We start from the raw sequence: 21,636 nt of genomic DNA, 5'->3' as shown, positions 1-21,636 counted from the left end.
TCTGGCGCATGATCGCTCTGACACTGGCCGAGGTAGCCGAGATCGTCGGAGGCGAGGTCGTGGGGGGCAGCGGCTCCGCCACCACGGTCACCGGGCCGGTCGTCATCGACGGCCGGGAATGCGGGCCCGGCGGCCTGTTCGTCGCCTTCGTGGGGGAGCACACCGACGGGCACGAGCATGTCGGCCAGGCCGCGGAGAACGGCGCCGTCGCCGTTCTCGGCTCGCGCCCCACCCCACTGCCCACGGTCGTGGTGAGCGACGTACGACGGGCGTTGCAGGAGCTCGCGTCCTACGTCGTCGGGCGGCTGCGCCGGGAGGGGGAGCTGACCGTCATCGGTATCACCGGCTCGCAGGGCAAGACCTCGACCAAGGACCTCCTCGGTGCGGTGCTCGGCCAGGTGGCCCCGACGGTCGCCACCCGCGGCTCGTTCAACAACGAGCTCGGGATGCCGCTGACCGCGCTGCGCAGCGACCGAACCACCCGCTTCCTGGTGCTGGAGCTCGGGGCCAGGGGCAAGGGGCACATCGCGGAGCTGACCGGGTTGGTCCGACCCGACATCGGCATCGTGCTCAATGTCGGGTTGGCCCACGTCGGTGAGTTCGGCTCGCAGGAGGCGATCGCCGAGGCGAAGGGGGAACTCGTGGAGTGCCTGCCGTCGAACGGCACCGCGGTGCTCAACGCCGACGACGAGCGGGTCGATGCGATGGCGACCCGCACTGGGGCGCGGATCCTCCGCTTCGGCCAGGGCCACGGCCAGGACCACGGCCAGGGGCAACAGGATCAGCGTCCCGGCCAGGGCACGGCCGCCGACGTACGCGTCGAGGGACTCAGCCTGGACCGGCTGGGCCGGCCTTCCTTCGACCTGGTCACCTCGGCGGCGCGGGTGCCGGTGACCATGCGGTTGGTGGGCGCCCACCAGGCCGGCAATGCCGCCGCGGCCGCCGCGGCGGCCCTCGCGGCCGGACTCACGCCGGCCCAGATCGGTGCTGCGCTCGCCTCGGTGACCTCGCTCTCCCCGTGGCGGATGGAACTCCACGAACTCCCCAGCGGGGTGATCGTGCTCAACGACTCCTACAACGCCAACCCCGACTCGATGCGGGCCGCGCTGGACGCGCTGGCATCGATCGGCAGCGACGCCTCGGTAGGCCGTACCGTCGCGGTGCTCGGCGAGATGCGCGAACTCGGCGCGGGGAGTGAGGGCGAGCACCTGGCGGTGGGCGCCTACGCCGCGCAGGTGGGCATCGACCGGCTGCTGGTGATCGGCGAGCCGGCCCGCGGCATCCATTCCGGGGCAGGGGAGTCACGCAGCACCTTCGTCGCCGACAACGCCGCGGCGATCGCCTGGCTGCACGAGGCGGTCGGCCCGGGTGACGCGGTTCTCTTCAAGGCCTCCCGGGGAGCGAGCCTCGACGAGGTGGCGGCGGCCCTTCAGTAGGGTCCGGTGTCATGGCTTCCCCCGACCTCACCCGATCCAGCGCGGACACCACCAAGATCCGGGTCGCCCTGCTCTTCGGGGGGCGCTCGGGTGAGCATGCGATCTCGGCGGCCACTGCGGCCGGGGTGATGAAGGCCATCGACCGCGACAAGTACGACGTGCTGCCGGTCGGCATCACCCGCGAGGGCACCTGGGTGCTCTCCTCGGCCGACGCCTCCCGGTGGGAGCTCTCCGGCGGCCACCTGCCCGAGGTGACCCACGACTCCGGCAGGGAGATCAGCAACCTCGGCGACCTCGGCGGCGTGGACGTGGTGTTCCCGCTCCTGCACGGCCCTTTCGGTGAGGACGGCACCATCCAGGGCCTCCTCGAACTCGCGGACATCCGCTACGTCGGCGCGGGCGTGCTCGCCTCCGCGGTGGGCATGGACAAGCACTACATGAAGCTGGTCTTCGCCGGGCACGGGCTACGCGTCGGCCCCTACGTCGTGGCCTCGCCGCGCGATTGGGAGCAGCGTCAGGCCGAGGTGGTCGCCAGGGTCGCCCAGGAACTGCAGTTCCCGGTCTTCGTCAAGCCCGCGCGTGCCGGCTCCTCGCTCGGGGTGACCCGCGTCGACGACCTCGCCGACCTGGTCGAAGCGGTCGAGGCCGCCCGGTTCCACGACCCCAAGGTGCTCATCGAGCAGGGTATCGAGGGTCGCGAGATCGAGTGCGCGGTGCTCGGTGGACGGGGTGGGTCCGCCCCGCGCGCGTCGGTGCCCGGTGAGATCGTCGTCGACCACGACGCGGCCGACTTCTACGACTTCGAGGCCAAGTACCTCTCCGACTCCGAGGCCCGCACCGAGGCCCCCGCCGACCTGCCCGCCGAGGTGAGCGAGACGGTGCGTGATGTGGCCGTGCGGGCCTTCGAGGCGATCGGGGCTGAGGGGATCTCCCGGGTCGACGTCTTCGTCACCCCCGAAGGCGCGGTGGTGGTCAACGAGATCAACACCATGCCCGGCTTCACGCCGATCTCGATGTACCCCAAGATGTGGGAGGCCTCCGGGCTGTCCTACCCCGACCTGATCGACGAGCTCATCCAGCTCGCCCTCGAGCGCCCCACCGGTCTCCGCTGAGCCTGCCCCCCCCGACAGCAAGACGCTCGCCCGGCTCCCGGAGGAGGGGGGCGAGCGTCCTGCTGGGTCAGCGGTCGAGGGCGCGGTGCAGCAGGCCGGCGGTGACCTCGCCCAAACTGGTGCCGGACGCCGCGCAGGCGAACGGGAACACCGAGGTCTCCGTGGTGCCCGGCGTGATCGCGGTTTCGAGTACGACGAACGAACCGTCGGCGGCGACGATGAAGTCGGAGCGTGACACGTCCCGCAGGCCCAGCACCTGGTGCGCCTCGACGGCGACCCGGCCCAGTCGCTCGATGACCTCTTCGTCCATGTCGAGGCGGCTGAGGCCGACGTACTCGGCGGTGTAGCGGGCCGAGAAGTCGAACTCGTGGCCCTTGTCGAAGTCGATCGCGACCGGCACCAGGGGGGCGGGGCCGTCCTCGCCGTCGATCACCACGACCGAGACATCGGTGCCCTCGTGATAGCGCTCGATGATCGCCTCGTCGTAGTAGGCGTAGGTGCCGACCAGCGCCGAGGGCAGTTCGACCAGGCCGTCGACGCCGGTGACGCCGAGGGCGGAGCCGCCGCGGGAGGGCTTGACCACGACCCGGGTGCCGAGCCGGTCCATCACGTGCTCCATCAGCGCGGGGGCACCGATGTCGCGGAAGGTCTGCGCGGACAGTGCGACGCTGTCGGGCACGGGGATCTGGGCGCGACGCAGGAGCTCGCGCGAGATGCTCTTGTCGTAGGCGACCCGGCAGGCCCGGCTCTCCGAGCCGACGAAGGGCAGCCCGATGAGCTCGAGGAGGGTCTGGATCTCGCCGTCCTCCCCGAACTGGCCGTGCAGCGCCGGCACGGCGGCGACGATCTTGTCCTGCTCGAGGTTGTGCAGCAGCTGTCGGTCGAAGTCGTACCCGGTGACCTCGACGCCCTGGGCCCTCAGCTCGCGCGCGATCGTGCGACCGCTGGCCAGGGAGACGTCGCGCTCATGGCTGAGGCCGCCGGCGATGACCGCGACCGGACCGTTGAATCCACTCATCGTGACCCGCGTCAGATGTGGACGACGGGGCAGGTGAGCGTGCGGGTGATGCCGTCGAGGTTCTGCACGTTGGCGACCACCAGCTTGCCGAGCTCGTCGACGTTGCGCGCCTCGGCCCGCACGATGACGTCGTAGGGACCGGTGACGTCCTCCGCAACGGTGACACCCTTGAGCTGCGCGATCGTCGCGGCGACCTCGGCGGCCTTGCCGACGTCGGTCTGGATGAGGATGTAGGCCTGAACGACCATCGTGAGCTCCTTGTGGTGCGGAGGAAACGGACCGGAGATACCTCCGTCAACCTACCGCGCGCGCCCGACTCTCTCCTAGGCCGCATCGATGGAGTGCCCGCCCGACGCCCCCGCCCTGGAGGCACGCCGATCGGCGTTGCCGTCGTCCGGAGGACGAACGGGTGGGGCCGGCGGTCCGGCGCCTGTCATCGCACGCCCATCGCGCCCCCGTCTCGGCGTTCACGCGGTCAGCACGAGCCGGGCGAATGCGGCACGAGGGCACGGTGGCGCCCGGCGTGTGCGGAGGTCGGGCCGCCGAGGACGGATACGCCGGGCCGCGGGCGACGGGGCGGGGCGCTCGGGACCCGGTGGGTGGCATCGGGTTGGATGGAGGCATGTCACTCTCCCCGCACGCGACCCTGGCCGACGTGGGCGAGTTCGGGCTCATCGACGAGCTCGTCCAGCTCTTCCCAACCCACGAGCGGGTGCTCGTCGGTCCGGGTGACGACGCGGCGCTGCTGCGGATCCGCAACGGACACGTCGTGGTCTCCACCGACCTCCTCATCGAGGGGCGGCACTTCAAGCGCGACTGGGTGGAGGCCGGCGACGTCGGCCACCGGGCCGCCGCGCAGAACCTCTCCGACATCAACGCCATGGGCGGCACCGGTCACTCGCTCACCCTCGGCTTCGCCGGTCCGCCCGACCTGCCGGTGCAGTGGGTGCGGGACTTCGCCGGTGGGTTCGCCGAGGAGTGCCAGCTCGTCGGGGCCACGGTCATCGGGGGAGACGTGAGCACCGCCTCCCAGATCGTCATCAGCGTCACCGTGATCGGGGCTCTCACCCAGGCGCCGGTGCTCCGCTCCGGCGCGCGACCCGGCGACGTGCTGGCGTTGGCGGGACGGCAGGGCTGGGCGGCCGGCGGGCTGGCCGTCCTCGGCCGCGGGTTCCGCTCGCCGCGCAAACTGGTGCAGGCCTACGCGCGCCCGGAACCGCCGTACGCCGCCGGTCCGGCCGCAGCCGAGGCGGGCGCGACCAGCATGGTGGACATCAGCGACGGGCTGCTCGCCGAGGCCGGTCACCTGGCCGTCCACTCGGGTGTCGCCATCGACGTCCGCACCGAACTGCTCGAGCTCCCCGAACCCCTGCACGCGGTCGGCGCGGCGACCAACACCGACCCGGTCCGCTACGTCCTGGGTGGCGGCGACGACCACAGCCTGCTGGCCACCTTCCCCGCCGACGTCGAACCCCCTGAGGGTTGGTCGATCATCGGGTCGGTCGGCGTGGGCAGCGGCGTCACCGTCGACGGTGAGGAGTACGACGGCCCCACCGGCTGGACCCACTTCTGACGTCGGCGGGCCCTGCTGGGTAGACATTCCGTCGTACAGCTGTGTCGACTCACCTGCCAGGACGACGTGAGTCGGCGCAGCTGTACGCACGAAGGCCGCCCTCCGAACGGGAGGGCGGCCTTCGTGAGGGAGTCTGTCAGCGCTGGGTCAGCGGGAGACCTTGCCGGCCTTGAGACAGCTGGTGCACACGTTGAGGCGCTTGGGGGTGCCGCCGACGGTGGCACGGACGCGCTGGATGTTGGGGTTGAAGCGACGCTTCGTGATCTTGCGCGACCAAGGCCGGTTGTTGCCGAAGCCGGGCTTCTTGTCGCAGATGTCGCAAACGGCAGCCACCGTGAACTCCTGAAAGAATCGAATGTAAAGGTCTTCGGCGTCCAAGCGGAACCGCGCACGAGGGGTCACACGGGGACGCAACCGAACCAGAGTATCGGACGGGCGGGCCGGCCACGAAATCGGAGGAGGCCACTACTGTGTGACCTCACCGCGTGGAGTCGCTGACGCGGAAGCCGCCTCGACACGGTACAACCGAGGTTGTGGCGGGCAGGCGCGGAGGAAGGGGCGAGATGGGGACGAGCGCCATCGACGTTCGGGTCGTGCTCCGCTTCGCCGACATCGCGACCGACGCCCTGGGTTCCGCCCGCGAGGAGATCGACGCGCTCAACGTGTTCCCGGTCCCCGACGGAGACACCGGCACCAACCTGTATCTCACCGTCAGCGGAGCCCGCGACGCGCTGCGGGAGGCGTTGGAGACCTCGCCCGGCCGGCACGAGGCACTGGTGGCCTTCGCGCGGGGCGGGCTGCTCAGCGCCCGCGGCAACTCCGGCGTGATCCTCAGCGAGATGCTCGGGATGCTGGCCCACATCATCGATACCGCGCCTCCCGACGAACCCCGGGCCAGCGTGGTCGCCCGCGGGCTGGAGGCGGCCAGCGAGGCGGCGTACGCGGCTGTGGGTACGCCGGTGGAGGGCACCATGCTCACGGTCGCGCGGGCGGCCTCGGTGGCTGCCCGGGAGCGGGCCGACCGATCCACGGCTCGCTCCGGGGACGTCTTCGAAGCGGCCGCGGAGGCCGCCCGCGAGGCCCTGGAGCGTACGCCGGAGCAGTTGCCCGCCCTGCGTGATGCCGGCGTGGTCGACGCCGGCGGTCGAGGGGTGGTGGTGCTGCTGGAGGCGGTCGACCTGCTGCTCAATGGCCGGCGCCCGGTCGCCCCGCCGGCGCACACCCCGCCGCACAACATCCCGACCCCACACCTGCATGGCGACCTGTCCGCTGACGGACCGTCGTATGAGGTGATGTACCTGCTCGATGCGCCGGACGAGGCGGTGCCGCGGCTCCGCGAGCAGTTGAGCGGGCTCGGGGACTCGCTGGTCGTGGTCGGCGGTGAAGGGCTGTGGAACGTCCACGTCCATGTCGACGACGTCGGCCGGGCGGTCGAGGCCGGGATCGAGGCCGGGCGGCCGTACCGGATCCAGGTGACTCACTTCGCCGAGCAGATCAACCGCCAGCAGGCCCGGGCGGCGGCCGGGCGGTGCGTGGTGGCGGTCTCGGCCGGTCCGGGGCTGAGCACATTGTTCCGGGAGGCCGGCGCCACCGTGATCGAGGCCGGGCCGGGCAGGCGCCCGTCGACCGGGGAGGTGCTGGGGGCGATCCGGGCCTGCGGTGCGGCCGAGGTGATCGTGCTGCCCAACGACCACGACTCGGTGCGCGTCTCCGAGGCCGCCGCTCGGACCGCCGAGCAGGACGACGACGTGCGGGTGGCGGTGATCCACACCGCCGCGCAGGTGCAGGGGCTGGCGGCGATGGCGGTGCACGAGCCAGGGCGTTCCTTCGACCGCGACGTCCTGGAGATGACCGCGACCGCGCGCCATGCCCGCCACGGTGCGGTCACCATCGCCGCCAAGCGGGCGATGACGATGGCGGGGCCGTGCGAGGTCGGCGACGTGCTGGGCGTGATCGACGGCGACTTCATCCGGGTCGGTGAAGACCTCGCCGACGTGGCGGCCGACGTCCTGGGGCGGTTGATCGGCGGTGGCGGTGAACTGGTCACCATCGTCTCGGGCCGCGAGGACGCCGACGGCGAGCTCGCCCAACGCAGCGCGATGTGGGTCGAGGAGCATCACCCGACGGTCGAGGTGCTGGTCTACGACGGCGGCCAGGAGCGCTATCCGCTGCTTGTCTCGGTCGAGTAGACCGCGGGACCGCAGGGCACCTGCCCAGACATCACCCCAAGGCACCAACGCAGCACGACCGCACCAGCACCTGAGCAGCGAGGAGGACGGAGCGAATGGCGATCACCCTCGACTCCCCGGTCGAGACCGTGCTCGGCGACACCAAGAAGAGCGCCAAGGTGGTCAAGAACCTCGGCCTGCGCACGGTCGGCGACCTGCTCCATCACTTCCCTCGGCGCTATCTGCCCACCGGTGAGCTGACCAGCCTCGAGGGCCTCCACGAGGGCGAGATGCTCACCGTGGTCGGGGATCTCGCCGACACCCAGGTGCGCAGCTACACCGATCGGCGCACCGGGCGGCCGGCGTACCGCGTCGAGACGGTGCTCCAGACCGACGGTCCCCGATTGAGGATGACCTTCTTCGCCAAGCGCCAGCACATCGCGGAGTGGAACGCCCGGCGGCTCGCGCCCGGCACACGCGGCGTCTTCCTCGGCAAGGTGGGGCGGTTCCGGCAGGAGTGGCAGCTCACCAACCCGCAGATGGTGCTCTTCGGGGACCGGGCCGAGGAGGCCGAGCACGCCGACGCGCTGATGGTCGTGGAACAACTCACCGCGCTGTTCCCGATCTACCCCCTCACCGCCGGGGTGGAGTCGTGGGACCTGATGCGGGCGGTGCGGTTCGCCCGTGCGATGGTGGAGGACCTGCACGACCCGGTGCCCGACGACCTGCGCGGACGCTACGACGTCGCCGACCTGTCCACCGCGATGGACTGGATCCACGCCCCGGAGGACTTCGAGCAGGTGCAGGGTGCGCGCCACCGGTTCCGCTTCGAGGAGGCCCTGACGCTCCAGTTGGTGCTGGCGCGACGGCGCCGGACCCTCGCCGAGCAGCAGACCCGTCGGCGCGACGGAGGCGGCGGACTGCTGGCCGCCTTCGACGCCGGGCTGCCCTTCTCCCTCACCGAGGGCCAGCAGGCAGTGGGGGAGCAGCTCTTCACCGATCTGGCCAGCTCCACGCCGATGAATCGGCTGCTCCAGGGCGAGGTCGGCTCCGGCAAGACCCTGGTCGCCCTCCGCGCGATGCTGCGGGTGGTCGATTCCGGGGGCCAGGCCGCGCTGCTCGCCCCGACCGAGGTGCTGGCCCAACAGCACTTCAGGTCGATCACCGCGCTGCTCGGCGATCTCGCCAGGGCAGGGGAGTTCGGCGCCGCCGAGGAGGCCACCCGGTTGGAACTTCTCACCGGGTCGATGACCAAGACCCAGCGCCGGGAGCCGCTGTCGCGGATCACCACCGGGGAGGCCGGACTCGTGATCGGTACACATGCGCTGCTCCAGGACCAGGTGGAGTTCTACGACCTCGGCCTGGTGGTGGTCGACGAGCAGCATCGCTTCGGGGTCGAGCAGCGGGCCGCCCTCACCGACAAGGCGGGTGCACCGCCCCATCTGTTGGTGATGACCGCGACCCCGATCCCGCGCACGGTCGCGATGACCGTCTTCGGTGATCTGGAGGTCTCCACCCTCACCGAGCTCCCCGCCGGGCGGGCGCCGATCCAGTCGACCGTCGTGCCCCTCGCGGAGCAACCGCAGTGGCTCGACCGGGCCTGGCAGCGCGTGCGTGAGGAGGTCGAGAAGGGACATCAGGCCTACGTCGTGTGCCCCCGGATCAGCGCCGACCAGCCCGAACAGGGCGAGACCGACCAGGTCGACCTGGACGAGGAGGGCAACGAACTGGCCCTCTCCGACCGGCCGCTGGCCGCGGTGGAGGACACCGCGGCGATGCTGGCCGGCGGACCGCTGGCCGGTGTCCGGGTCGGCGTCCTCCACGGACAGCTGCCAGCGGAGGAGAAGGAGCGCACCATGCGGGCCTTCGCCGCGGGTGAGGTGGACGTCCTGGTCTCGACCACCGTGATCGAGGTCGGCGTCGACGTCGCCAACGCCACCACGATGGTGCTGCTCGACGCCGACCGGTTCGGCGTCTCGCAGCTGCACCAGTTGCGCGGCCGGGTCGGCCGGGGCGGGCTGCCCGGACTGTGCCTGCTCGTGAGTGCGGCCGAGCAGGGCACGCCCGCGCGCACGCGGGTCGAGGCGGTGGCGGCCACCAGCGACGGGTTCGAGCTGTCCCGGGTCGACCTGGACCAGCGCCGCGAGGGCGACGTGCTCGGGGCCTCCCAATCGGGCCGCCGCTCCAGCCTGGAGAATCTCCGGGTGCTGCGCGACGAGGACACCATCGTGGCCGCCCGACGGGCTGCCGGCGAACTGCTCGACACCGATCCCGCCCTCGCCTCGGCGCCCCTGCTCGCCGACAGGGTCGCCGCGCTCGAGGGATCGGATCGCTCCGAATTCCTGGAGCGGTCATGATCGGCCGGCGCGCCCAGCGATGCCCGGGCCCACCACCCACCGGCCGCGAGCTGCTGCCCGGCGAGAACAGCGATGAGAGGGTGTGGAGATGACCCGGATCATCGGCGGCGAGGTGGGTGGCCGGCGGATCAGCACGCCGAAGGGTGCCCAGACCCGCCCCACGACCGACCGGGTGCGGGAGGCCCTGTTCTCCGCGATCGAGTCATGGTGCGGTTCGCTGTCCGGGCTCCGGTTCCTCGACCTGTACGCCGGGTCGGGGGCGATCGGGCTGGAGGCATGGTCGCGAGGCGCCGGCATCGTGACCATGGTCGAGTCGGACCGTCGTACCGCCGGCCTGGTCAAGGACAACGCGCGGAGCCTGGGCTTCCACCGCGCCAACGTGGTGGTGGGCACCGTCCGGAGCGTCCTGACGCACCCGCCGGCGGCGCCGTACGACGTGGCCTTCCTCGATCCGCCGTACCCGCTCGGCGAGGAGGAGGTCTCCGCCGACCTCGCCGCGCTGGCGGCCTACGGCTGGCTGGTGCCGGGGGCCCTGGTCGTGGTGGAGCGGGGTTCTCGCAGTCCGGAGCCGGACTGGCCGGAGGGCTTCACGGACATTCGCGGGCGCAAGTACGGCGAGACCCGGCTCTGGTACGGTCACGCGCCGTGACCCAGGAATCGCGCCGCCCCGCCGCCCCCCGTCCCGAGGCGACCCGGGCGGTGTGCCCGGGCTCCTTCGACCCGGTGACCCTCGGGCACGTCGACATCTTCGAGCGATCGGCCAGGCTCTTCGACGAGGTGGTCGTGGCGATCGGCGTCAACCGGGCCAAGCCGTCCTCCTCGCGGCTCTTCGGCCCCGACGAGCGGCTGGACCTGCTCCGGACGGCCACCGAGCACCTGCCCAACGTGCGGGTGGAAGAGTTCGACGGTCTGATCGTCGACTACGCGCGCAGCCTGGACGCGGTGGCGATCGTCAAGGGCATCCGCGGGGTCACCGACTACGAGTACGAGATGCCGATGGCCGGGATGAACCGTCACCTCACCGGCATCGACACGGTCTTCCTGACCACCGACCCGGCGTACCAGTTCGTCTCCTCGAGCCTGGTCAAGGAGGTCGTCTCGATGGGCGGCGACGTCTCCGCCCTGGTGCCGCCGCACGTGCTGAGGGCGCTGGGCGCCAAGCTGGGCAGGTGAGCTTTTGCTCCCGCGTTCGCGGGGCGGTTAGGATTCTTGCCGATCTGTTTGTGCCGACACCGGAAGTGATCTCCTGACCCGCTTGGACCCGAGAGCGCCGCTCGTGCTCGACACTCGCGAGCTCGGCCGCCGCCCGGGGTCCCAGCATGAGGTGACGCGGACGGTTCCGGCACCCGCAGATCTTGGCATCGAAGTCCTTCGTGTCCCCGAGGGTTCGCCGGTCACACTCGACCTGCGGCTCGAGGCGGTCATGGAAGGGGTGCTGCTCACGGGCTCGGCGCAGGCCGGGCTCGCGGGGGAGTGCGTGCGGTGCCTGGAGCCGATCGAGGACGAGACCGAGGTCCGGTTCCAGGAGCTGTTCGTCTACGACGACACGCGCGACTCCGAGCAGAACTCCGAGGACGACGAGGTCAGCATGCTCCAGGGCGACCTGCTCGACCTGGAGCCCCTGCTGCGGGATGCGGTGGTGCTCGCACTACCCTTCCAGCCGGTGTGCCAGGATGACTGTCCCGGCCTCTGCACCGAGTGCGGAGCCAGGTTGGCAGACGACCCGGACCACTCGCACGAGGCCGCGATCGACCCGCGGTGGGCCAAGCTGGCCCACCTCGAGCCGGAGCAGGACTCACCGCGGGACCCAGACTGACCGAGCCGGCGCCGCCGGCACGGATGTGGAAGATAGACGTGGCCGGTCATGAGACCGGTCCTGGTTAGAGGAGAGAATCGTGGCTGTCCCGAAGCGGAAGATGTCGCGCAGCAACACCCGTCACCGCCGTTCGGCGTGGAAGGCCGTGGCCCCCTCGCTGGTGACCTGCGCGAACCCCGCCTGCGGTGCCAAGCACCTCCCGCACCGCGCGTGCGGCGAGTGCGGCCAGTACGGCGCCAAGTCGGACCGCCGTCAGGTCATCTGAGGCGACCCGCACGATCAGGCTCAAGGCCCTGACGAACTACATCGAGCTACGCTCCCAGCTCGGGGATCCCATCCTGGACCCCGAGCTGTTGGAGCTCGCGCTCACGCACCGGTCCTACGCCTATGAGCACGGCGGACTGCCGACCAACGAGCGCCTGGAGTTCCTGGGCGACTCGGTCCTCGGCGTCGTCGTGACCGAGACGCTCTACCTGGCGCACCCGGATCTCTCCGAGGGGCGTCTGGCGAAACTGCGCGCCGCCGTGGTCAACGCGCGTGCGCTCGCCCAGGTCGGCCGCGGTATCGATCTCGGGTCCTACATCAAGCTCGGCCGCGGTGAAGAGGCCACCGGAGGCAGGCAGAAGGCCTCGATCCTCTCCGACACCGTCGAGGCGGTCATCGGCGCGGTGCATCTCTCCGGCGGGATCGAGACCTCGACGGTCCTGGTCCACCGGCTCTTCGACCCGCTGATCGAGGCGGCCTCCGCGCTCGGCGCCGGGCTGGACTGGAAGACCTCGCTGCAGGAGATCGCCGCCGAGCGTGGCCTCGGTGTCCCCGAATACGTCATCGCCGACGAGGGACCCGACCACATGAAGACCTTCACCGCGCAGGTGCGGGTCGGTGGCGCCCTGCACGGCAACGGCGTGGGCCGCTCCAAGAAGGAGGCCGAGCAGGCCGCCGCGGAGACGGCGTACGGCGAGATCGTCGAGCAGTACGGCGCTCCGGGCAGCGCCGCCGGCGGGCACTGACCCGGCCGCACCCAGATGCCCGAACTCCCCGAGGTCGAGGTCGTCCGCGCAGGCCTGGAACGGCACGTGGTCGGTGCCACCGTCACCGCCGTCGAGGTGCTCCACGATCGGCCGGTACGCCGGCACCCCAGCGGATCCTCCGGCTTCGCCGCCGAACTGACCGGCCGCACCCTGCTCGGTGCCCGACGCCGCGGCAAGTACCTCTGGCTGCCGCTCGACTCCGGCGACGCCCTGATGGCCCACCTCGGGATGAGCGGCCAACTGCTCGTCCAGCCCGTCGGCCACCCCGATGAGCGACACCTTCGCGTCCGCCTGACCCTGGCTCCGACGGTCTCGGCCGGCGTACCCGGCGTACCCGTCCCGGCCGCGGAGTCCGGTGCGGCCTCGGTCGCGCCGGACCCGACGCCCGCGTTGGAGCTGCGCTTCGTCGATCAGCGGATGTTCGGCGGGCTGGCGCTGAGTCCCGGGGGAGCGGAGTTGCCGCCGGAGATCGCCCACATCGCGCGGGACCCGCTCGACCCGGAGTTCGACGAGGTGGCCTTCAGCCGGCGAGTACGCCGTAGCGGGTCCGGCATCAAGCGACTCCTCCTCACCCAGACGGTCATCTCCGGCGTCGGCAACATCTACGCCGACGAGGCACTGTGGCGGGCCCGGCTGCACGGCGACCGCGCGGGTCGTCGCCTCACCCACACCCAGGTGCTGGACCTGCTGGGGCAAGCGCGTGCGGTGATGACCGACGCGCTGGACGAAGGGGGCACGTCCTTCGACGCGCTCTACGTCAACGTCAACGGCGAGTCCGGATACTTCGACCGCTCCCTGCACGCCTACGGCCGGGTCGACGAACCATGTGACCGGTGCGGTAGTCCGATCCGGCGGGTCGCGTTCATGAACAGGTCGTCCTACTTCTGCCCGGTCTGCCAGCCGGTTCCGCGGCGTACTCCCCGGCGTGGCCAGGCGGTCCGTCAGCGCTCGGATTGACCCCTGCGTCCATCGGTGCGAACCTTGTAGACGGCCCGGTTTCGGGCCGTCGAGCGACTCCCTAAGGACACTTCATGGCCAAGGCGCTTGTCGGCTACCTCCCCAGCGACATTCGCAACCCCCACCTCCTGGTCGTCGAGAACAGTCGTCTGCGTGCGCGGGTGCAGGAGCTGCAGGACCTCATCCTGCAGCTCGAGGAGGAGAAGGACGTCCTCCTCGCGCGCCACCCGGACACCCTCGAGGGCCACCCGGACCTCGAGCACGGTCTCGACGCCGATCTGGATCGCGAGATCCAGCAGGAGATGCAGCCCGTCTGATCCCACCGGTCCTCGGGCCCGGTATGCGCGTGACCTGGCGGACCGCGGTTCGGCCTGCCCTGGTGGCGGGGCGTGACCACGCTCGTCCGCGGGAGACCGCTCCCTCGTGGCACCTGTCGTCGGTTGCGACAGCGCGCCTCCTTCCGCCTCCCGCGAACCGTCGGTGGGCCGGGTTAGGGTGAACGGGCCGAGCTTCCCCCACGCTGCGGGCACCGCCGCGTGTCGGCCGGACAGGTGACCCGGAGGCAAGGGAGAGCGCGTGTATCTGAAGAGCCTGACCCTCAAGGGGTTCAAGTCCTTCGCGTCCTCGACCACGCTCCAACTGGAGCCGGGGATCACCTGCATCGTCGGGCCGAACGGTTCGGGCAAGTCCAACGTCGTCGACGCGCTCGCCTGGGTGATGGGCGAGCAGGGGGCCAAGTCGCTGCGCGGCGGCAAGATGGAGGACGTCATCTTCGCCGGCACCTCGGGCCGGTCCCCACTCGGGCGGGCCGAGGTCAGCCTCACCATCGACAACACCGACGGTGCCCTGCCGATCGAGTACGCCGAGGTGACGATCAGCCGCACCATGTTCCGAAACGGCGGGTCCGAGTACGCCATCAACGGCACCACCTGCCGGCTCCTCGACGTCCAGGAACTCCTCAGCGACTCCGGCATCGGGCGCGAGATGCATGTCATCGTCGGGCAGGGCCAGCTCGACTCGATCCTGCACGCGACCCCCGAGGATCGCCGAGGCTTCATCGAGGAGGCAGCCGGGGTCCTCAAGCACCGCAAGCGCAAGGAGAAGGCGCTGCGCAAGCTCGACTCGACCGAGGCCAACCTGCACCGGCTGACCGATCTGCTGGCCGAGATCCGGCGCCAGCTCAAGCCGCTCGGCCGACAGGCCGAGGTCGCGAGGCGGGCGGCGACCGTGCAGGCCGACGTCCGGGATGCGCGGGCCAGGCTGCTGGCCGACGACCTGGTGCAGGCCCGGGCCTCGCTCGCCCAGGAGCAGGCGGACGAGGCGGCGCTTCTGGAGCGGCGGCGCGGGGTCGAGGAGCGGCTCGAGGCCGCCCGCGGCTCGGAGGCGAGACTCGAGGAGACGCTGCGCGAGGACCTTCCGGCCCTGGCCACTGCCCAGGAGACCTGGTTCGGGCTCAGCGGGCTGCGCGAGCGGCTCAGCGGCACTCGGTCGCTGGCGGCGGAGCGGGTGCGCAACGCGGCCGCCGGCGCCCTCGACGAGGATCGTCAGGGTCGTGACCCCGAGCAGTTGGAGTCCGAGGCGGAGCAGGCGCGCGCTCACGAGCAGGAGATCGAGACCGAGGTCGCCGAGCTGACCGCCACCCTGCAGCGCGCGGTCTCCACGCGTGCCGAGGCCGAGGACGCCGCGGCCACCGAGGAGCACCGACTCGCCGCCCTCCAGCGGGCCGCGGCGGACCGACGCGAGGGGCTCGCCCGGCTGCACGGCCAGGTCGAGACCCGGCGCTCCCGGGCCCGGGCCGCGGACGAGGAGGTCGGACGCCTGGAGGAGGCGCGCGCCGCAGCCCTGGCCCGCGCCGCCCAGGCTCAGCATGAGTTCACCGCGTTGGAGACCCGGGTGGCGGGGCTGGACGCCGGCGAGGAGGGGCTCGACGCCGAGCACGAGGCGGCGGCGGCAGTCCTCGACGACCTCGAGCAGCGGTTGATCAAGGTGCGTGAGGGAGCCGCGGAGGCGGACCGGCGCCGGAGCGCGCTGGCCGCCCGCAAGGAGGCCCTCGAGCTCGGTCTGGAGCGCAAGGACGGCGCCGGAGCGCTGCTGGCTGCCGAGCCGGGGGTGGACGGGCTGCTCGGCTCGGTGGCGGCCCTGGTCAGCGTGCGCACCGGCTTCGAGACCGCGGTGGCCGCTGCCCTGGGGCTGACCGCCGACGCCATCGCGGTGAGCGGCACCGACGCCGCCGTGGACGCGATCGGCCTGCTCAAGAGCGAGGATCTCGGACGTGCGGCCCTGCTGATCGGTGGTTCTGAGGCGCCGGATGCCGATCGGCCCGATCTACCTTCCGGTGCGACGTACGCCGTCGAGGCGGTCTCGTGTGCCGACGAGCTGCGGCCGGCCCTGGTCGGGCTGCTCGACCGGGTGGCGGTCGTGGACGATCTCGACGCGGCGCGCAGCCTGGTGGCTGCCGAGCCGTCCATCACGGCGGTCACCCGCGACGGGGATCTGCTCGGCACCCGCCTCGCGTCCGGTGGGTCCTCGAGCAGGCCCAGCCTGATCGAAGTCCGGGCCGCGATCGAGGAGGCGGAGACGCAACTGGCCGACGCGGGTGCCGCGGCCGAGCGGCTGACCTTCGAGACCTCGGGGCTGGAGGGCGAGCGCCTGGCAGCCCAGCAGCGTGTCGATGTGGCCCTGGCCAAGCTGCACGAGTCCGACGCGCGACTGGCCGCGGTGGCCGAGGAGTTGGCGCAGTACGGCGCGTCCGCCCGGGCCTCGCGTGGTGAGGCGGAGCGACTCGACGAGGCCATCGCCCGCGCCCGAGAGGCGCGCGAGGAGGCGGTGGCCGGGCTCGCCGAGCTGGAGAGCCGACTCGCCACGGCGCAGGAGGCACCCGAGGAGGAGCCCGAGGACGGCGTGCGCGAGGAGCTCGTGGAGGCCGCCCGCGCGGCCCGGCAGCGGGAGATGGAGGCCCGGCTGGCATTGCGCACCGCCGAAGAGCGCGCCCGGGCCCTGCATGGGCGGGCCGAGACCCTGCTGCGCTCGGCACGGGCCGAGCGAGACGCCCGGGCGAGGGCCGCCCGGCGACGCGAGCAGTTGCGTGTGGAGGGGGAGCGCGCCGCAGCGGTGGAGCGGGCGGCGACGTGGGTGCTGTCCCGGTTGGAGCAGTCGGTGCAGCAGGCCGCCGCTGCCCGATCCGAGATCGAAGCGGCCCGCCGGGAGCGGGAGACCGAGCTGATGGACGTGCGTGCCACCCTGCGCGACCTGGGCCGTTCCCACGACGAGCTGGTCAACTCCGCCCACCGGGACGAGCTGGCCCGCGCCCAACGGCAGATGCGGATCGAGCAGCTGGAGGAGAAGGCGCTCGAGGAGGTCGGGCTCGATGCCGACGCCCTCGCCGCCGACTACGGACCGGATCAGGCGGTGCCCCAACCACCCGACGACGAGGGTCGGGAGCGGGAGCCGATCGCCTACGACCGCGCCGAGCAGACCACACGGCTCAAGGCCGCTGAGCGGGCACTGGCCCAGCTGGGCCGGGTCAACCCGCTCGCCCTGGAGGAGTTCGCCGCGATGGAGGAGCGACACAAGTTCCTCACCGAGCAGCTGGAGGACGTGAGGAGCACCCGCAAGGATCTCCTCGACATCGTCAGCCAGGTCGACGCCCGGGTCGAGGAGGTCTTCACCGAGGCCTGGCGCGACGTTCGCGATGCCTTCGACCACGTGTTCCGGCGCCTCTTCCCCGGTGGTGAGGGCAAGCTGGTGCTCACCGACCCGGGCGACATGCTCGGCACCGGCGTGGAGGTGGAGGCCCGGCCACCGGGCAAGAAGGTCAAACGCCTCTCGCTGCTCTCCGGGGGCGAGCGTTCGCTGGTCGCGGTGGCGTTCCTGGTCGCTCTGTTCAAGGCCCGCCCGAGCCCGTTCTACATCCTCGACGAGGTCGAGGCGGCACTGGACGACACCAACCTCGGCCGACTCCTGGAGATCTACGAGGAACTCCGGGAGAACTCCCAGCTCCTGGTCATCACCCATCAGAAGCGCACGATGGAGGTCGGCGACGCGCTCTACGGCGTCACCATGCGCGGCGACGGCGTCTCCACCGTGATCAGCCAGCGGCTGCGGGAGACCGAGCCGGCCTGATCCGACGGGCGCATGCACCGATCGTCCCGGGTGGGCTGCGCTTGGTCGGCGGGTGGGGGCTGCGGGTGGGGGGTGTGGGTGTCAGGCATGTCACTGCTTGTTCACGCTCCTGGTACGGCGGGGACCGCCGTCGGTGTGACAGCGTGGACGGCGTACGATTTTACCGATCTCGCGCCTTCCTCGGCCGCGCTGATCCTGATCCTGGGGAGGACCGCAAGCATGGTGGCCATCATCATCGTGATGTTCGTGATCGTGGCGCTGGCGGGGCTGGTGCTGCTCTACGTCGCGTTCCCGCACCGGGGTGAGGAGACACCGGGCGCGCAGTGGCTGGGCAACGGGATCGTCAGGGTCGTGGACACCGTGAAGTCCGTGCTCCCGCAGGTCGACCAGGAACCTCGCACCGCGGAGCGGCGGGACCACGAAGACGCCGTACGGCGATGAGGTAGGCCTGCTCGGTGCCGGGCGACGGTGGGATCATCGGCCGGCTCTGAGAGGATGTGCCCCATGTCTGGGGTTGAACTGATCGTGCTCATCGCCGTGCTGGCGGTGCTGTTGCTGGGAGTGCTGGGCGTCGGCCTGGTCACCTCGAGCAGGCGCCGTAAGCAGGCGCCGAGGCAGGCGTCCACCGATGTGGCGACGCCGCCGCCCACACCCGCTCCCTCGACCGAGCAGCCCACCGACGAGGTGGTCGAGGGGGAGGCTCCTCCGGTCGCCGAGCCGGAGGTCGCCGAGCCGGAGGTCATCGAGCCGCCCGCGCCGGCCCTGGAGAAGCCGGAAGGCACCGCATCCCGGCTGGTCCGGCTGCGTCAGCGCCTGGCCGGATCGCAGAGCGGGCTGGGGCGCGGCCTGTTGGCGCTGCTGAGCCGTGAACGGCTCGACGAGGACACCTGGGAGGACATCGAGGACACCCTCCTCACCGCCGACGTCGGTGTGGCGCCGACCCAGGAGCTGGTCGAGCAGTTGCGCACCCGCCTCCGGGTGGAGGGCTCCGCAGCGGGCGACGCCCAGCAGGTGCTCCGGGAGGAGCTGGTCAAGCTGGTCGACCCGACCATGGACCGCCGCCTCCAGATCAGCGGCGCCGACGGAGCTCCGGGAGTGGTGCTGGTGGTCGGCGTCAACGGAGCCGGCAAGACCACCACCGTCGGCAAGATCGCGCGCATCCTGGTCGCCGAGGACCGTTCCATCGTGCTCGGCGCGGCCGACACGTTCCGGGCGGCGGCGGTCGAGCAGCTGGCCACCTGGGGTGAGCGCGTCGGCGTCGACGTCGTCCGCGGCCCCGAGGGCAGCGACCCGGCCAGCGTCGCCTTCGACGCGGTCAAGGAGGGTCTCGACACCCAGGCCGACACCGTGGTGGTCGACACCGCCGGCCGGCTGCAGAACAAGGCCGGCCTGATGGACGAGCTCGGCAAGGTCAAGCGGGTGATCGAGAAGCAGGCTCCGGTGACCGAGGTGCTGCTGGTCCTGGACGCCACCACCGGTCAGAACGGCCTCATCCAGGCCCGCGTGTTCAGCGAGATCGTCGATGTCACCGGCATCGTGCTCACCAAGCTGGACGGTTCGGCCAAGGGCGGCATCGTCGTGCAGGTGCAGCGTGAACTCGGCGTACCCGTGAAGTTGGTGGGCATCGGCGAAGGCCCCGACGACCTGGCTCCGTTCAGCGCGGAGGCGTTCGTCGACGCCCTGCTCGGCTGATCGGCTGACCGGCGGGCGGCTCTTGGGGCCCAGGGTGCTGCGCGCAGGCTCGCGCATCGACTGCGGCGTGGAGCGGTTGCGCCCCAGCTCGTCGCCGAGACCACCATCCGACCCGGGCGATGGTGTCGGTGGACCCCCTGCCGGGCCGGTCGGCCACTGGCCTGGGGCGACTGATGGCTGTGGCGCGAAACACATCCGTTACCTGCCGGGCTGACCCGTTACCGGGCCGAAACAAGGCGGGACGAGCACGGAAATCTCCGACGACCAACCTGTGACCACTCGGGGTTGACCGGCTCCAGAGGGAGCCGGTCACGCCACAGTCACGTAGGAAACTCTGGAGGTTCCATGGACATCGGGCTGATCGCCTGGGTGCTCGTCTGCTCTGCATTGGTGCTGCTGATGACGCCCGGGCTGGCACTCTTCTACGGCGGTATGACGCGGTCGAAGTCGGTGCTGAACATGATGATGATGTCGTTCGGCGCGATGGGGGTCGTGGCCGTCGTCTACGTCCTGTGGGGCTATTCGATGAGCTACGGCGGCGACGACGTGGGCCTGCTCTTCGCGAACCCGTTCGACGTCTTCGGGCTGACCGATATCGTCGACTCCGGCACCGCGGACTTCCTCACGGTCGCCTTCCAGATGACGTTCGCGATCATCACCGCGGCGCTGATCAGCGGTGCGATCGCCGACCGGGTGAAGTTCTCCGCCTGGATGCTCTTCCTTCCGTTGTGGGTGACGCTGTCCTACTTCCCGCTGGCCCACATGGTCTGGGGCGGTGGCTTCCTCAGCGACGCCGACGGCGCACTGCCGGGCTTCTTCAGTGACGCGGTGCCGGTCGACTACGCCGGTGGCACCGTCGTCCACATCAACGCCGGTGTGGCCGGTCTGGTCCTCGCGCTGCTCATCGGCCGCCGGCTCGGGTTCGGCCGGGAGCCGATGAAGCCGCACAACCTGACGCTCACCATGCTCGGTGCCGGTCTGCTCTGGTTCGGCTGGTACGGCTTCAACGTCGGCTCCTTCATCGCGCCCGAGGAGGGCATCGCCGAGGCCTTCGCCTACGAGGGCGGCCTGGTCTGGGTCAACACCACCGTCGCCGCCTCCGCGGCCATCCTGGGCTGGCTGATCATCGAGAAGCTGCGCGACGGCACCGCCACCTCGCTGGGTGCCGCCTCGGGTGTGGTCGCCGGTCTGGTCGCCATCACCCCGGCCTGTGGTGCGCTCTCCCCGATCGGATCGATCATCCTCGGCCTGGTCTCCGGCGTGCTCTGCTCGCTGGCGGTCGGCCTGAAGTACCGGTTCCGCTACGACGACTCGCTCGACGTGGTCGGCGTGCACCTGGTCGGCGGCCTGGTCGGCACCGTCGCGATCGGCTTCCTGGCCACCGACGGCGGCCTGTTCTACGGCGACGGCCTCGCGCTGCTGGTCACCCAGGTCGTGGTCGCCCTGTTCGCGGTCCTCTGGTCGGGTGTCGCCACCCTGATCGTCGGCCTGATCGTGAAGTTCACCCTAGGCTGGCGAATCGCCGACGAGGACGAGGTCGCCGGTATCGACTCGACCGAGCACGGCGAGTCGGCGTACGAACTGGGTAGCTCGAAGGGAGTCCTGGCATGAGGCTGGTGACCGCGGTGATCAAGCCGCACAAGTGGGAAGACGTCCGCGAGGCGCTCGAGACCTTCGGCGTGACCGGCATGACGGTCAGCGAGGTCAGCGGCTACGGGCGGCAGAAGGGCCACACCGAGGTCTACCGTGGGGCGGAGTACGACATCGCCCTGGTTCCCAAGATCCGGCTGGAGATCGTGGTCGAGGACGAGGAGGCCATCGATGTGGTGGGCCTGATCGTCAAGGCCGCGCAGACGGGTCGGATCGGGGACGGCAAGGTGTGGGTCTCCTCGGTGGACTCGGTGGTCCGGGTCCGCACCGGCGACCGGGACGAAGCCGCCCTGTGAACCGAGTCCACCCGACCCGACGACCGCACGGATGGGAGCCGACACCATGAAGCTGGTGACCGCGGTGATCAAGCCGCACAAGTGGGAGGACGTCCGTGCCGCGCTCGAGGCGGTCGGCGTGACCGGCATGACGGTCAGTGAGGTCAGCGGCTACGGGCGGCAGAAGGGCCACACCGAGGTCTACCGCGGTGCCGAGTACGACGTAGCGCTGGTGCCCAAGATCCGGCTCGAGGTCGTCCTTCCCGACGACCAGGTGCGCTCGGTCGTGGATGTGATCGGCGAGTCCGCCCACACCGGCCGGATCGGCGACGGCAAGATCTGGGTCTCCACCGTCGAGACGGTGGTCCGGGTCCGCACCGGCGACCGCGACGACGCGGCCCTGTGACGTCCTCGCCGCAGCGACACCTC

At 71.2% G+C, this 21,636-nt stretch carries 21 protein-coding genes; 18 read left to right on the top strand and 3 right to left on the bottom strand.

Annotation, left to right across the window (positions count from 1 at the left end; genetic code table 11):
* Window positions 1–8: 8 nt before the first annotated feature.
* Window positions 9–1,436 carry a UDP-N-acetylmuramoyl-tripeptide--D-alanyl-D-alanine ligase gene (locus G515_RS0103035; RefSeq protein WP_028658950.1) on the top strand — a complete coding sequence of 476 codons (1,428 nt, stop codon included), beginning with the start codon at window positions 9–11 and terminating at the stop codon, window positions 1,434–1,436.
* An 11-nt stretch (window positions 1,437–1,447) separates the two neighbouring features.
* Window positions 1,448–2,548 (top strand): D-alanine--D-alanine ligase family protein, encoded by a 1,101-nt coding sequence (locus G515_RS0103030; RefSeq protein WP_028658949.1) that lies wholly within the window; start codon window positions 1,448–1,450, stop codon window positions 2,546–2,548.
* A 67-nt stretch (window positions 2,549–2,615) separates the two neighbouring features.
* Here the strand turns inward: G515_RS0103030 and G515_RS0103025 are convergent, their stop codons facing one another.
* Together G515_RS0103025 and G515_RS0103020 are read right to left on the bottom strand one after the other, a co-directional pair.
* On the bottom strand, window positions 2,616–3,566 hold the full coding sequence (locus tag G515_RS0103025; protein WP_028658948.1) for a D-alanine--D-alanine ligase family protein: 951 nt from the start codon (window positions 3,564–3,566) through the stop codon (window positions 2,616–2,618).
* Between the two features lie 11 nt (window positions 3,567–3,577).
* On the bottom strand, window positions 3,578–3,814 hold the full coding sequence (locus G515_RS0103020) for an Lrp/AsnC family transcriptional regulator (RefSeq protein WP_028658947.1): 237 nt from the start codon (window positions 3,812–3,814) through the stop codon (window positions 3,578–3,580).
* A 374-nt stretch (window positions 3,815–4,188) separates the two neighbouring features.
* Here G515_RS0103020 and G515_RS0103015 point away from each other — a divergent pair, with 374 nt between their 5' ends.
* Window positions 4,189–5,139, top strand: a complete 951-nt coding sequence (locus G515_RS0103015; RefSeq protein ID WP_028658946.1) for a thiamine-phosphate kinase — start codon at window positions 4,189–4,191, stop codon at window positions 5,137–5,139.
* 147 nt (window positions 5,140–5,286) lie between these two features.
* Here G515_RS0103015 and rpmB read toward each other — a convergent pair whose 3' ends face one another.
* Complete coding sequence (gene rpmB / locus G515_RS0103010) at window positions 5,287–5,472, bottom strand: 50S ribosomal protein L28 (protein ID WP_028658945.1); 186 nt, start codon at window positions 5,470–5,472, stop codon at window positions 5,287–5,289.
* A 230-nt stretch (window positions 5,473–5,702) separates the two neighbouring features.
* On the opposite strand from rpmB, the gene G515_RS0103005 reads away from it, so the two are divergent.
* From G515_RS0103005 to G515_RS0102935, 15 genes are all read left to right on the top strand, one after another.
* Complete coding sequence (locus tag G515_RS0103005; RefSeq protein ID WP_036553823.1) at window positions 5,703–7,328, top strand: DAK2 domain-containing protein; 1,626 nt, start codon at window positions 5,703–5,705, stop codon at window positions 7,326–7,328.
* 95 nt (window positions 7,329–7,423) lie between these two features.
* Entirely contained in the window at window positions 7,424–9,664 is a 2,241-nt protein-coding gene (locus tag G515_RS0103000; protein ID WP_028658943.1) for an ATP-dependent DNA helicase RecG, read from the top strand.
* A gap of 88 nt (window positions 9,665–9,752) precedes the next feature.
* Window positions 9,753–10,313, top strand: a complete 561-nt coding sequence (gene rsmD / locus G515_RS0102995; RefSeq protein ID WP_028658942.1) for a 16S rRNA (guanine(966)-N(2))-methyltransferase RsmD — start codon at window positions 9,753–9,755, stop codon at window positions 10,311–10,313.
* Entirely contained in the window at window positions 10,310–10,837 is a 528-nt protein-coding gene (gene coaD, locus G515_RS0102990; RefSeq protein ID WP_051217783.1) for a pantetheine-phosphate adenylyltransferase, read from the top strand. Before rsmD ends, coaD begins: the two co-directional genes overlap by 4 nt.
* A 73-nt stretch (window positions 10,838–10,910) precedes the next feature.
* Window positions 10,911–11,480 carry a YceD family protein gene (locus G515_RS0102985; protein WP_036553821.1) on the top strand — a complete coding sequence of 190 codons (570 nt, stop codon included), beginning with the start codon at window positions 10,911–10,913 and terminating at the stop codon, window positions 11,478–11,480.
* Window positions 11,481–11,559: 79 nt separating this feature from the next.
* Complete coding sequence (rpmF, locus tag G515_RS0102980) at window positions 11,560–11,745, top strand: 50S ribosomal protein L32 (protein ID WP_028658939.1); 186 nt, start codon at window positions 11,560–11,562, stop codon at window positions 11,743–11,745.
* A gap of 88 nt (window positions 11,746–11,833) precedes the next feature.
* Window positions 11,834–12,490, top strand: coding sequence for a ribonuclease III (gene rnc, locus G515_RS19255; RefSeq protein ID WP_425411225.1), 657 nt, complete (start codon window positions 11,834–11,836; stop codon window positions 12,488–12,490).
* Between the two features lie 15 nt (window positions 12,491–12,505).
* Window positions 12,506–13,468, top strand: coding sequence for a bifunctional DNA-formamidopyrimidine glycosylase/DNA-(apurinic or apyrimidinic site) lyase (mutM, locus tag G515_RS0102970; protein WP_028658938.1), 963 nt, complete (start codon window positions 12,506–12,508; stop codon window positions 13,466–13,468).
* A 74-nt stretch (window positions 13,469–13,542) separates the two neighbouring features.
* Window positions 13,543–13,785, top strand: a complete 243-nt coding sequence (locus G515_RS19250) for a hypothetical protein (RefSeq protein ID WP_036553819.1) — start codon at window positions 13,543–13,545, stop codon at window positions 13,783–13,785.
* 259 nt (window positions 13,786–14,044) lie between these two features.
* On the top strand, window positions 14,045–17,590 hold the full coding sequence (gene smc / locus G515_RS0102960) for a chromosome segregation protein SMC (RefSeq protein WP_028658937.1): 3,546 nt from the start codon (window positions 14,045–14,047) through the stop codon (window positions 17,588–17,590).
* A 219-nt stretch (window positions 17,591–17,809) separates the two neighbouring features.
* Window positions 17,810–18,031 (top strand): hypothetical protein, encoded by a 222-nt coding sequence (locus G515_RS0102955; RefSeq protein WP_028658936.1) that lies wholly within the window; start codon window positions 17,810–17,812, stop codon window positions 18,029–18,031.
* Between the two features lie 63 nt (window positions 18,032–18,094).
* Window positions 18,095–19,282: a signal recognition particle-docking protein FtsY gene (gene ftsY, locus G515_RS0102950; RefSeq protein WP_028658935.1), complete on the top strand. Its 1,188-nt coding sequence runs from the start codon at window positions 18,095–18,097 to the stop codon at window positions 19,280–19,282.
* A 345-nt stretch (window positions 19,283–19,627) separates the two neighbouring features.
* Window positions 19,628–20,893, top strand: coding sequence for an ammonium transporter (locus tag G515_RS0102945; RefSeq protein WP_028658934.1), 1,266 nt, complete (start codon window positions 19,628–19,630; stop codon window positions 20,891–20,893).
* Window positions 20,890–21,228, top strand: a complete 339-nt coding sequence (locus G515_RS0102940) for a P-II family nitrogen regulator (protein WP_028658933.1) — start codon at window positions 20,890–20,892, stop codon at window positions 21,226–21,228. Before G515_RS0102945 ends, G515_RS0102940 begins: the two co-directional genes overlap by 4 nt.
* Before the next feature lie 46 nt (window positions 21,229–21,274).
* On the top strand, window positions 21,275–21,613 hold the full coding sequence (locus G515_RS0102935; RefSeq protein WP_028658932.1) for a P-II family nitrogen regulator: 339 nt from the start codon (window positions 21,275–21,277) through the stop codon (window positions 21,611–21,613).
* Window positions 21,614–21,636 lie beyond the last annotated feature (23 nt).

Source organism: Nocardioides insulae DSM 17944, assembly GCF_000422825.1.
GTDB classification, from domain to species: domain Bacteria; phylum Actinomycetota; class Actinomycetes; order Propionibacteriales; family Nocardioidaceae; genus Nocardioides; species Nocardioides insulae.
This window is presented reverse-complemented; position numbering and strand designations above follow the sequence as displayed.

What these genes read in the sequence shown, in the direction of transcription:
- G515_RS0103035 (WP_028658950.1), top strand. Translation starts at nt 9, where the DNA reads ATGATCGCTCTGACACTGGCCGAGGTAGCCGAGATCGTCGGAGGCGAG.
- G515_RS0103030 (WP_028658949.1), top strand. Translation starts at nt 1,448, where the DNA reads ATGGCTTCCCCCGACCTCACCCGATCCAGCGCGGACACCACCAAGATC.
- G515_RS0103025 (WP_028658948.1), bottom strand. Translation starts at nt 3,566, where the DNA reads ATGAGTGGATTCAACGGTCCGGTCGCGGTCATCGCCGGCGGCCTCAGC.
- G515_RS0103020 (WP_028658947.1), bottom strand. Translation starts at nt 3,814, where the DNA reads ATGGTCGTTCAGGCCTACATCCTCATCCAGACCGACGTCGGCAAGGCC.
- G515_RS0103015 (WP_028658946.1), top strand. Translation starts at nt 4,189, where the DNA reads ATGTCACTCTCCCCGCACGCGACCCTGGCCGACGTGGGCGAGTTCGGG.
- G515_RS0103005 (WP_036553823.1), top strand. Translation starts at nt 5,703, where the DNA reads ATGGGGACGAGCGCCATCGACGTTCGGGTCGTGCTCCGCTTCGCCGAC.
- G515_RS0103000 (WP_028658943.1), top strand. Translation starts at nt 7,424, where the DNA reads ATGGCGATCACCCTCGACTCCCCGGTCGAGACCGTGCTCGGCGACACC.
- rsmD (WP_028658942.1), top strand. Translation starts at nt 9,753, where the DNA reads ATGACCCGGATCATCGGCGGCGAGGTGGGTGGCCGGCGGATCAGCACG.
- mutM (WP_028658938.1), top strand. Translation starts at nt 12,506, where the DNA reads ATGCCCGAACTCCCCGAGGTCGAGGTCGTCCGCGCAGGCCTGGAACGG.
- G515_RS19250 (WP_036553819.1), top strand. Translation starts at nt 13,543, where the DNA reads ATGGCCAAGGCGCTTGTCGGCTACCTCCCCAGCGACATTCGCAACCCC.
- G515_RS0102955 (WP_028658936.1), top strand. Translation starts at nt 17,810, where the DNA reads ATGGTGGCCATCATCATCGTGATGTTCGTGATCGTGGCGCTGGCGGGG.
- ftsY (WP_028658935.1), top strand. Translation starts at nt 18,095, where the DNA reads ATGTCTGGGGTTGAACTGATCGTGCTCATCGCCGTGCTGGCGGTGCTG.
- G515_RS0102945 (WP_028658934.1), top strand. Translation starts at nt 19,628, where the DNA reads ATGGACATCGGGCTGATCGCCTGGGTGCTCGTCTGCTCTGCATTGGTG.
- G515_RS0102940 (WP_028658933.1), top strand. Translation starts at nt 20,890, where the DNA reads ATGAGGCTGGTGACCGCGGTGATCAAGCCGCACAAGTGGGAAGACGTC.
- G515_RS0102935 (WP_028658932.1), top strand. Translation starts at nt 21,275, where the DNA reads ATGAAGCTGGTGACCGCGGTGATCAAGCCGCACAAGTGGGAGGACGTC.